The following is a 9,677-nucleotide window of genomic DNA, read 5'->3' as shown; positions in this document are numbered from 1 at the left end:
TGTCTGATTTATCAGTAGTCTACAAACTAATATTCTTCTATTCCTGATGAATTTACAATTTAAATGCAACACAAAGAAATCATTGTAAAATTTCTTTATAATGGTGTTTGCGAGAACATTCATTAAGAGGAAATAATACAATGACTTTATACAAACATCTTACTACACCAGAACGAGAAATGATATATGCTATAGTTTGGGATTTTCTTTTAGAAGAATAGGTCGCTTAATTCATCGCTCTCCCTCAACAGTTATGAAAGAAATTAAAAGAAATTCTACAGAAATAAAACCATATTCTCCTTCTTTAGCGCAAAAATCCTATCATAAAAATAAACAACAAATGTGGTAGAAAATGCATATTAGACAATTTACCGTTCTATTTATCGTGGTTTGTTTAATAAAGGATTCACTAAAGATAGTCGTGGTGCTCGTAGAAAACTTGGACGAAAAGGAAAACCTCTTCGAAAACAATTATTCAATGGTCATGGAAAATTCAACGATGCCCCTCGCCCGTTTGAAGCTGAAAACAGAAATACCTTAGGTCATTGGGAAGCTGATACAGTTATTGGCACGAAAGGAAAAGTCTGTTTAGTTACACTCGTGGATCGTAGATCTAGATTTTTATTAGCCGCTAAAGCTTCCAAAAAAGACGCACTTTCTGTTTCAAATGCCATTGTTAATCTCTTCTCAGGATTAGCTTCTGATAAGCGAAAAACGATAACGCTTGATAGAGGAAGTGAATTCGCTTTATATAAATCTTTTGGCAGCGTCTCCAATATTAATTGTTATTTTTCTGATCCGCACTCTCATTGGCAACGCGGCACCAATGAGAATACTCACGAATTGATTCGTGAGTATTTACCGAAAGATATGACGCTAATTCCAGAGACTTATATCCAATCATTTACGCATAAATTAAATACCCGACCAAGAAAATATTTAGACTGGAAAACGCCTTATAAAGTTTTTTATGATAAAGTGTTGCACTTAATTTGACAATTCAAGTTGTTATTGATATGTATGCGCCTGATGTTTCATTGGTTAAAAAAATTTTCCCAAATGCTCAGTTGATTATTGATCGTTTCCATATTGTCCAACATATAGGCAGAACTTTTTTAAACCATCGAGTGAAGGAAACCAATGCACGACTCAAAAGTACTTCTCAATACCAACGTGGGCTTGGTAAAAAAATGAAACGTTATTGGAAACTCCTACAAAAAGAAGAAGCAAAGTTGAACTATGAAAAATGGGTTTGGCGTGCCAGTTTCAAAGATTACTTAACTGAAAGTGAGAGTGTCGACCGATTGTTAGCTCCTTGTCCCAATCTACGACAAGGCTATCAGTTATACCAAGATGTTCTTTATGCAGTAAAGAAAAGAGATCATTCACTATTTGAGGACTGTTTTTCCAGAGAAGTCAGCCAGTTACCTGAAACTTATACGACAACTTTGCGAACATTTAAAAAGTTTATGCCACAGATCCAAAATACTCTCCGCTACAGTTATTCAAATGGACCACTAGAATGTTTAAACAACCATATTAAAGTATTAAAACGCAATGCTTATGGGTTTCGAAATTTTTATAATTTCAAACGACGGATCATGATCTGTCACGGTAAAACCATTTTAACCAAATAAAAAGAACAGAAAGAAGTTTTTCTTCTTTCTGCCCAAATTATTCTAAGATTTCTCTTTACCAACATTATTCAAACAAAGAGCCCTTTTTGTTTGAATAATTTATTGAACATTCGTTAAAACTAATTGATTATTTTGCATAGTATAAGTGTAGGTATAACCTGTTTTTCCAAGTTTTGTTTTTAAATTATCGTTATCACTTGTCTCAAATCGATGCCATGGGCCTTCGGCATGAAACATTTCGACTGTACTTCCTTCTGGTAAATCAACAGAAGCAATTGGACCATAGTTTCCTTTCACTTGTTGATTGCCATTCCATTGTTGGTTGTAAAGTATATTTCCATTAGGATCTGTTAATTTAATAGATGCGTATTTACTTGTTTTCCAACCGTTAAAATGGAATCGATAATTTGAATTTTTTGTAATTGTTGCTTTATGGTCTTTTACTGTCAACGAAACTCGTGGAGCGATAGGAACTTTTGCCAACTCTTGTCCACCAAGTTGAATCGTTTGTTCTACACTTTCTTGTTTATTTAAAACAGTAATTTTTCTGTTAGCTGTAACAATTAGTGCAGAATTATTTGTTCCAGAAATCGTTCGAGCATAATGAACTTCCAAACAATATTGTTGTTTTTCATCAAGGTTATTCCATAGTATTTTATTAGTTAATTGATCATAAGTTCCACCATTTGAAATTTCATTTGGTATCATAGGTTGTCCATTTTCATCTTTATAAGGATTTCCAATAGAAACTGTTCCATTATCATTCATTTCCACAGTTTGTTTCGTATCAGAATAAATATAACTCTGATCTCCATACCATGCTTTAAAATTTACATGTGATAATAGGGAACCTAACGGACTAAAGTCTGTAATTGTCCCCGTAAAATCAATATTCATATTTTTTAGTGCAGTACAATATTGTAATCCTTCTAATGAAGCAACGTTTTTAGCACAGATTATTCCATCTGTGAGAGGCCAAGTTATATCTGTAAGAGACTTTAATTGTTCTTCTGTGATAGCTGAATTTTTATCTTTTTCGAATATACAATTTAAGACCTTTCTTAAATTGTCATCTGGAACGAGGTTTGTTTGATTTGTAGTTGTAGCTACTACTTGGTCATTTTCTGCTGCTAAAGTAGGTACCATTGGTGTTAATGTTCCTAGAATACATGTAGAAAGCATTAGCGTTGTAATTATTTTTTTATATTTCATGTATAAATCATCCTTTTTTCTTATATTTTTTAATTTTAGCAAATAAAGGAGAACTGTTTTCTATTTGTTTATCTTCCTATTCAGTTCCTTTGTTAAGGATAAGAAAAAATTATGTCTTATATTTTTTTTTTTTTTAACTATAAAGATAAAATATAAGAAACCCGTGGTGCTAGTTAATTTTAATACCCTAAAGAACATCTCAAAGTTCCTTCAAAACGTTGCTGTGAACGGCTTAAAAGGATACTGTATGCTAATAATATACTTTCAAACTTACTTTCCAGCCCTTGAACAGAACGTGATTTGGAATTTTGACAACCTAGTCTTTCAAGAGAAGAAAAAACAGTCACTACTGCTTTTCTTTGTCTAGTAAGTAATTGATGGTCTATCTTCCCTAATTTATCCATATTTTTTCGTGGCGGAACTAAGAATGTAATGCCATTAAGGGCAAGCTTTTCATGTATTTTATGGCTGATATAGCCTTTATCGCCAAGGATATTTGGAAGGTTCGCTTCATCCAATAAAGTCTCTAAAACTTTCACGTCATGAACACTAGGATCCGTGATTGAATAAGTAACTGGAAAGCCTCTTTTAGTGCCGATGAATTTTAAGACCATAAAAAATCGAAGAGAAATTACCCTCTTTGTCTTTTTCGTTTTTTCAAACTTTGCAACACAACCTAAAAAAAGACAGCAGATTAATAACGAATAGTTAATCATGCTGCTGTTTCTATTTTATTTACTTAATTTTTGAAATACTGTTCTAACTTTCATCAATAACTCCTCAACCAAACGCTCATGCACTTTTTCCAAGAAAATACACTCTCTGGCTTCATAATTAATTGTCGTTAGTTGGTCTAATAATACTTTTCCTGTTATCTTCATTTCATATTTTAAATTAATATTTACATAACGGATAGTTTCTAGTTGTACTAGAAATCGGTGCAACTGTAACAACGTTACTATGAATCTGCAATAATATCATGACTTAAAACAATATAAGGTCTTTTTCCTGTTTGTTCGTGTCCAGATCAAGGTGTTGTATTCAATAATAGAATATCGCCTTGTCTAGGTTTTCTCACCATTTTTCATTACCTACTGCTTCACCTAAGTTTTGAATCGTCACATGATTTCTTTCATCAGTGTAATTTTCAAATAACTGTTCAATTGTTAATTCATTTTCTAAATTAGCAGCTTCGATGATTAGACACTTTTGACCGTTTACTTCTTCTTGTATTATCTTCACTTTATCTTCTGTATGAATTCCAAGATATTCCATAATATACTTTGGCAATCTAAGACCATTACTATTTCCCCATTTTTTTATAGGTAACATTTCCATATTAGACACCTCTTTCTATATATACATAATTATCCTTCCCTGTTAAATTAGATTAACATTCTATGAATTCTTGAACCAATAGAAGCCTTACTTTTATAGAGATTTCTTAAGTATCAAAAACTAATAAGTTTCTGACCATTCAACAAAATTATATAAACACATTTATTACTTATATACTTCGCTTCTATGCCCTATTGATAAGATAAGAATAGTCACTTCTTGCTCGCTAATATCAGCTATTATGCGATATGCACCTACTCTATATCTCCAATATCCTGATTTATTAGCTGTTAGTCCTTTCCCATGTCTTCTTGGGTCATCTGTGCCAACAAGATTTTTCTCAATCCAGTTTAGGATAACTTTTGCTTGAAATTTATCCATTTTTTTTAATGCTTTTTGCACTTCTCGTTCATATCGTACTTGATAGGTCATCTTATAATCCTAACTCTCTTAGCATTTCTTCGTGAGAAATGCTTTGATCATCTTTCTCATGCTCTTTCATTATTTTTTTATAAGTTTCAAAGTCTACTAATGCCTCAGCTGATTGTAAAGAATTACTGCGCATAAATTCAGAAATATTGTCTCCATTAAAGTTAGCAACTTTTTCAAGAAAATCTTTTTCTTCGTTAGATACTCGAATACTGATTACTGGCATAGTTATCAACTCCTTTTTAAGTTTATTGTAATACAATCGTATGACGTAATCAAGAAGAAAATATGATCTATAAACTATTATAAATGCTTATTTACTTGTTTTTCTTACTGTAAAAGGATGTTTACGATTTGTTTTTTGATTTTTCTCAGAAGCTACAATACTTTCCTCCTCAAGGATAGTGACATAGTTTTCTTTTTGAAACCTTTCGTAGCTTTAAAAAATAATAAATTTCGGTTCAAATAATGATCCTTCTTTATCCCATTGTGTGGTTTTATAAAATTTATCTAAAATCAATCTAAGCGTTTCTTCACTTTCTTCCCCTTCTTGAATCCTACACGTTCACGATAACGATAATAGTCCTCTTGCAACATCAATAATTCCTCATAGATTTCTCCCATACTCCGACTAGAAGCCAAAGACAGGGCATAAATAAACGACGCAGGCAACGTCTCAACTGACCGCTCCCTCGTTACCCAACTAGCTACAGTTCCCTGATTAAAACCATAAAGCTCGCAAAACTGTTCAACAGGCATACCTAAATACCTTAAAATATACACATTCACAGCATGAGAATAAACATAAAGCTTCATAGACATATCGAAATCCTCCTCAAATGACTACGTATAATTACAAACGTAATAATACCACACAGTCTAAGAATACGACCTTCCCTATAGGAAAAAGCTAAAGAGTATCAAAGATATATTGTAAAAGGCAATTGGCGTCTTTTATTTTTTCAGCCTGTATCGACTTCAAATAAGCTGATTTCTTGCAATTCTTTCTCAGGTAACAGTTGTTGGAGAGTTCTTTGACAATCATCAATTGTTAGTTTAAATTGAGCAATAACTCCTTGAATAAAGGCTTCTTTTTCTTTCTTCTTTGCTTGAATTAAGCTCGCAAATAACACACGTACAGACGCAAGCAGAAGTCCACCACCACGCCCTTTTTTGACATGGTAGAACACTTTGTGTTCTTGCTTTAAGGTGCTTAATGCACGATCCAGACTTCTTAACGGCATATTTAATTGTTCCGCCAATTCTTTTTTAGATAGTTTCAAATAAGGCATACGAAGATCACTTTTTTCGCTCAAATAGCGCATGATATCTTCTTGCCATTCCTTTTTATGACTGTATTGACGTTGTTCTCGTGGTTTCTTGAACTTCCACCAACCACGACGTTGAATAAATAACTCTTTTTCTTGAATGTCTGAAGCTACCCATTCCTGGCATAATTCTAAAACAAAGTCACGATTGGCTGCTTGATAATTGCCAGAATACGCACTTTTGACAATCTTTCGCACTTCCCCTTCAGTCAACGGCTCGTTTAAGCGTTCGTTAAACTCAAACATGTTATACTCACAAGTTTCTTGTCCGTAATCAGAGGAATAATAAGCCAAAGAGAGTGTAAAAATCACGTTATTCCGTCCTAAACGACCTTCTCCCCCAGTAATGTTTGCTTTTCGTAGTAACAAATCAAACCAAGGCTCATCAACTTGGCGATACTCTTTTTTCTCAGGAAAAACAATCAATTTCGCATCTTTTTCCGCTTCAGACTTTTGGTTAGACGCCCTTTTCATTGACCAATTTAACCAATCAGAGAAAGAATATTGATTTTCTAACTCACAAAAAACGATATTTTGTTTGTTTGGGAATCGAGCAATGCCAAAATGATTACACCCTACATCGACACCTTGCAATTGATTGGCTAATTGTGTACGAATAGTAGTCGAAATACGCTTTGCAACTTCAATCACTTTAAAATTGCTCTTTTTTGTCACGTAAGCTGGTGTTTTTAGCACAAAATAAACTTGATAACCATGATCAGATTCTAAAATCATCGTTGGCATATATCCTAATTCATCGATACAAGCCAATACAATCTCTCCCTGGTGATTTTCTTTAGAATCGATATCAACCATGAATGTATTGATTTGACTTAGATTTTTCTCTGAATGCCCTTTGACAACTGTTCGATTTTCATCTGTATATGTTCCATATCGATAAACGTTTGGCGTCCAATGAGTCAATTTGGATTGATTTTCTATAATAGCTTCTTCAGACGTAATGACTATGCCACGCCCTGCATTCATCAGTTGCTTGCTTCGGTATGCAAAGATAGCACCATTTCTATTCGTATTGTTATACTGAACAGGTTTCATGGTGCTGTTACGATATTTGTATGTACGAATGCCTTTTTTTAATAATTCCGTATAACAATACTCTAATTTTTCCATCTAAATTTTCCTCCGATTTATATTGAAAAAGAGAACACATGACAATCATAAAAATTGTTCAGTGTTCTCTTACAATATTTTCGGTTTAAATTTCTGTAAAAACTTAGAAATATATTCCTATATATATTGAATTGCTCGCCTTAAATGTGCTATACTCAAGACACATTTGTAAAACAAATAAGTGGTTTGTCAGACTGCTTAATTATTTATTGAGACGAGCGCGAACACATGAGCCTTTTTCATGTGATTCAGAAATAATTGACTCTACCAAAATCAATTATTTCCGTCTCTTTTTTTGTATGTTTAATTTATTTGAATATAACAAAGTTATAAATCTTGTTCAAGTACAATTTTTATAATGGTATAAGTTATAAGAAAATAAATCGATAATAAGTTATACTTTAATCAAATAAAAAGAATAACTTATTCTTTTTATTCAAAATAAAAACGCTGATAAATCAAGTTTTAATACAAACAAATATAGAAAATTAAAGTATAACTTATTCTTTTTTTAAAAGTAAACAGGTATAAGTTATACTTTAATATAATGACATTCAAAAAAAATTACAGCTTTTCAAACGCTTCCTTTATTTCAGCACGTAAATGTTCTTCCTTAGAAATTCCAAGTTTTTGAGTAATATAGGCTTCTGCCAATGTATCAACTAATTTTTCAAATGTAATTCTTCCTTTTACTGATTGCAATTCTTCAACATAATCCTGCATTACGTTAAGTTTTGACTCAAGGGCTGGAGATATTTTTTTCGGTTTTGTAACTTTATATCTGTCATCAGTTATTTCTACAGGACGACCTCTTTTTTTATTTGTATTAGGTAATGGCTTGATCTTTTTGTTAAACAGAGTTTGTTCAAAATCATTTTCACGATTTATTGAAACTGATTTTTTCTTCTTATTTCCGGGTTGCAATAATCCAGTATATTCTTTGTCAAAATCTATATCAATGTCAAAATTTCTTCTTTCACTCATATTTCAATCACATCCCAATATTTTTATTCTTCAAAAACTTTTCTACGATTTTCTAATTCTGCTAGTATTTTAATAAAAGTTTCATGCGCTCGATAATCCCATTGATCATAATTCCCATTTTTATATTTTTTTAGTGATATTCCTTCTCTTGAGTACCTTTTTAGCCGCTTTTGGAAATTAACTATATTTTGAGACACAGCAGCTCCATATAAGTTTATTGCATCAGACAAAACATTCTTATCTAAATCGTCATCTGGCTCGAGCATACATGCAATTATAGAAATAACTTCAAGATCAATATTATACTTGTTTATCATAAATTTTTGATATCCAATATATTTTCCTATACCATCTAAAGATTCTTCCTGCGTTTGAAACGCAATAATGCTGTAATCTGAAGCAGCCATAGCATTATCTGAATAAGCACTTATAGTAGGAGGAACATCAATAAAAATAGCATCATATCTATCTTTAATCGGTGCTAAAAGCTTTTCTAACACCATAATTTGATCTTTTTCATCTTCATAATTTGTAATTACATAATTTGAGAACGATCTAAAACTTGTGTCACATGCAATTAAATCCAAATTTTCCATAATGGGAGTAATACAAACTGAAAGATCATTTTCATTAATTCCATTTACAATAGTTTTTTCAATACGTTCCATATTTACAGTCCTCGCTAAAATTTGAGAAGCATTTGCCTGTGGATCAATATCAATAACTAATGTCTTTTTTTTATTAATTACAGCATTGTCAAAAGCTAACATTGTAACAATTTTAGTTTTTCCAACGCCTCCTTTAAAATTTCCAACTGTATAAGTAGTTGCTGTCATTTCTTTACCCTCTTTCAATATGTTCTATATTTAAAGTATAAGTTATATCTAGTCTTTTATCAACATTTTTTTATACTTTAATTAAAAATGCTGATATTATAGTAAATATTGCCTAGCAAAAAAGTATAAGTTATACTTTTTTGCTAAATAATAACTTATACTTTAATGATTTACTTATAGTTTCAACTTGGGCACTATGTTTATGAGATAAGGTATAAGTTATACTAGTTAGATATAACTTATACCTTATACTTTTATTAAAGTTTACATCTATATTCGATTCAATCACTTAACGTAGAGTGTGTACTAGACTAAAATATAATTTATATTTTATCGAACTACAACTGCATATTTACGTGCATTATAGATATTCTCAAAAGTTGCCGTACTTATCCAATAAGAACCACTAATTGGATCAGAAACATGTACTTGATTACTTCCTTTATTATACCCATCAAGTGTGACAGCATGGTTATTATTGACCGCTGCACCAAAACTCCAATTGGTTAACTTACCTTTATATTGCAAAGCTTGTAAGAGAGACGCACCTTCACAACCACTTGGCACACCTAAAGCGTATTGATTATAGTTCTTTACACCTAATAATCTGTAGTCATCATTATTTTGTTGTCCATTACCAACCGCATACCAACCAACTGCATGTATCCTAATAAAGTGGACACTTTTTTTGATATACTATTAAATGAATAGACACAAATTTTGAAAGGATTTTTTAATATGGGAGACAACAGAAAATCACCACGTAAATTTGATGAAGAATT

8 protein-coding genes and 5 pseudogenes are annotated in these 9,677 nt (G+C 31.8%); 2 read left to right on the top strand and 11 right to left on the bottom strand.

Annotated elements, in window-relative coordinates; translation table 11 throughout:
- Positions 1-140 precede the first annotated feature (140 nt).
- Positions 141-996 (top strand): annotated as a pseudogene (locus G7Y42_RS14555) (IS30 family transposase).
- A gap of 2 nt (positions 997-998) precedes the next feature.
- Positions 999-1,637: pseudogene (locus G7Y42_RS14550) on the top strand (transposase); the annotation flags it as partial.
- A gap of 99 nt (positions 1,638-1,736) precedes the next feature.
- On the opposite strand, the gene G7Y42_RS14545 reads toward G7Y42_RS14550, so the two are convergent.
- From G7Y42_RS14545 to G7Y42_RS15095, 11 genes and pseudogenes are all read right to left on the bottom strand, one after another.
- Positions 1,737-2,849 (bottom strand): putative mucin/carbohydrate-binding domain-containing protein, encoded by a 1,113-nt coding sequence (locus G7Y42_RS14545; protein WP_165007494.1) that lies wholly within the window; start codon positions 2,847-2,849, stop codon positions 1,737-1,739.
- A 179-nt stretch (positions 2,850-3,028) separates the two neighbouring features.
- Positions 3,029-3,442: pseudogene (locus G7Y42_RS14540) on the bottom strand (transposase); the annotation flags it as partial.
- Positions 3,443-3,580: 138 nt separating this feature from the next.
- Positions 3,581-3,930 (bottom strand): annotated as a pseudogene (locus tag G7Y42_RS14535) (type II toxin-antitoxin system PemK/MazF family toxin).
- Complete coding sequence (locus tag G7Y42_RS14530) at positions 3,924-4,187, bottom strand: PbsX family transcriptional regulator (RefSeq protein ID WP_165007491.1); 264 nt, start codon at positions 4,185-4,187, stop codon at positions 3,924-3,926. Before G7Y42_RS14530 ends, G7Y42_RS14535 begins: the two are co-directional and overlap by 7 nt.
- 165 nt (positions 4,188-4,352) lie before the next feature.
- Positions 4,353-4,619, bottom strand: coding sequence for a type II toxin-antitoxin system RelE/ParE family toxin (locus G7Y42_RS14525; RefSeq protein ID WP_165007488.1), 267 nt, complete (start codon positions 4,617-4,619; stop codon positions 4,353-4,355).
- Between the two features lies 1 nt (position 4,620).
- Entirely contained in the window at positions 4,621-4,842 is a 222-nt protein-coding gene (locus G7Y42_RS14520) for a DUF6290 family protein (RefSeq protein ID WP_165007485.1), read from the bottom strand.
- Between the two features lie 290 nt (positions 4,843-5,132).
- Entirely contained in the window at positions 5,133-5,438 is a 306-nt protein-coding gene (locus G7Y42_RS14515) for a type III secretion system protein PrgN (protein ID WP_165007482.1), read from the bottom strand.
- Between the two features lie 140 nt (positions 5,439-5,578).
- A complete protein-coding gene (locus G7Y42_RS14510; protein WP_165007479.1) occupies positions 5,579-7,075 on the bottom strand; it encodes a primase C-terminal domain-containing protein in 1,497 nt (498 codons plus the stop codon).
- A 564-nt stretch (positions 7,076-7,639) separates the two neighbouring features.
- Positions 7,640-8,059, bottom strand: a complete 420-nt coding sequence (locus G7Y42_RS14505; RefSeq protein WP_165007476.1) for a hypothetical protein — start codon at positions 8,057-8,059, stop codon at positions 7,640-7,642.
- Between the two features lie 23 nt (positions 8,060-8,082).
- On the bottom strand, positions 8,083-8,895 hold the full coding sequence (locus G7Y42_RS14500) for an AAA family ATPase (RefSeq protein ID WP_165007473.1): 813 nt from the start codon (positions 8,893-8,895) through the stop codon (positions 8,083-8,085).
- 330 nt (positions 8,896-9,225) lie between these two features.
- A pseudogene (locus G7Y42_RS15095) lies at positions 9,226-9,552 on the bottom strand (glycosyhydrolase); the annotation flags it as partial.
- Positions 9,553-9,677: the final 125 nt, after the last annotated feature.

The organism is Enterococcus sp. ZJ1622 (assembly GCF_011038845.1).
GTDB lineage: Bacteria > Bacillota > Bacilli > Lactobacillales > Enterococcaceae > Enterococcus_B.
This window is presented reverse-complemented; position numbering and strand designations above follow the sequence as displayed.

What these genes read in the sequence shown, in the direction of transcription:
- G7Y42_RS14500 (WP_165007473.1), bottom strand. Translation starts at nt 8,895, where the DNA reads ATGACAGCAACTACTTATACAGTTGGAAATTTTAAAGGAGGCGTTGGA.
- G7Y42_RS14545 (WP_165007494.1), bottom strand. Translation starts at nt 2,849, where the DNA reads ATGAAATATAAAAAAATAATTACAACGCTAATGCTTTCTACATGTATT.
- G7Y42_RS14510 (WP_165007479.1), bottom strand. Translation starts at nt 7,075, where the DNA reads ATGGAAAAATTAGAGTATTGTTATACGGAATTATTAAAAAAAGGCATT.
- G7Y42_RS14505 (WP_165007476.1), bottom strand. Translation starts at nt 8,059, where the DNA reads ATGAGTGAAAGAAGAAATTTTGACATTGATATAGATTTTGACAAAGAA.
- G7Y42_RS14520 (WP_165007485.1), bottom strand. Translation starts at nt 4,842, where the DNA reads ATGCCAGTAATCAGTATTCGAGTATCTAACGAAGAAAAAGATTTTCTT.
- G7Y42_RS14530 (WP_165007491.1), bottom strand. Translation starts at nt 4,187, where the DNA reads ATGGAAATGTTACCTATAAAAAAATGGGGAAATAGTAATGGTCTTAGA.
- G7Y42_RS14515 (WP_165007482.1), bottom strand. Translation starts at nt 5,438, where the DNA reads ATGTCTATGAAGCTTTATGTTTATTCTCATGCTGTGAATGTGTATATT.
- G7Y42_RS14525 (WP_165007488.1), bottom strand. Translation starts at nt 4,619, where the DNA reads ATGACCTATCAAGTACGATATGAACGAGAAGTGCAAAAAGCATTAAAA.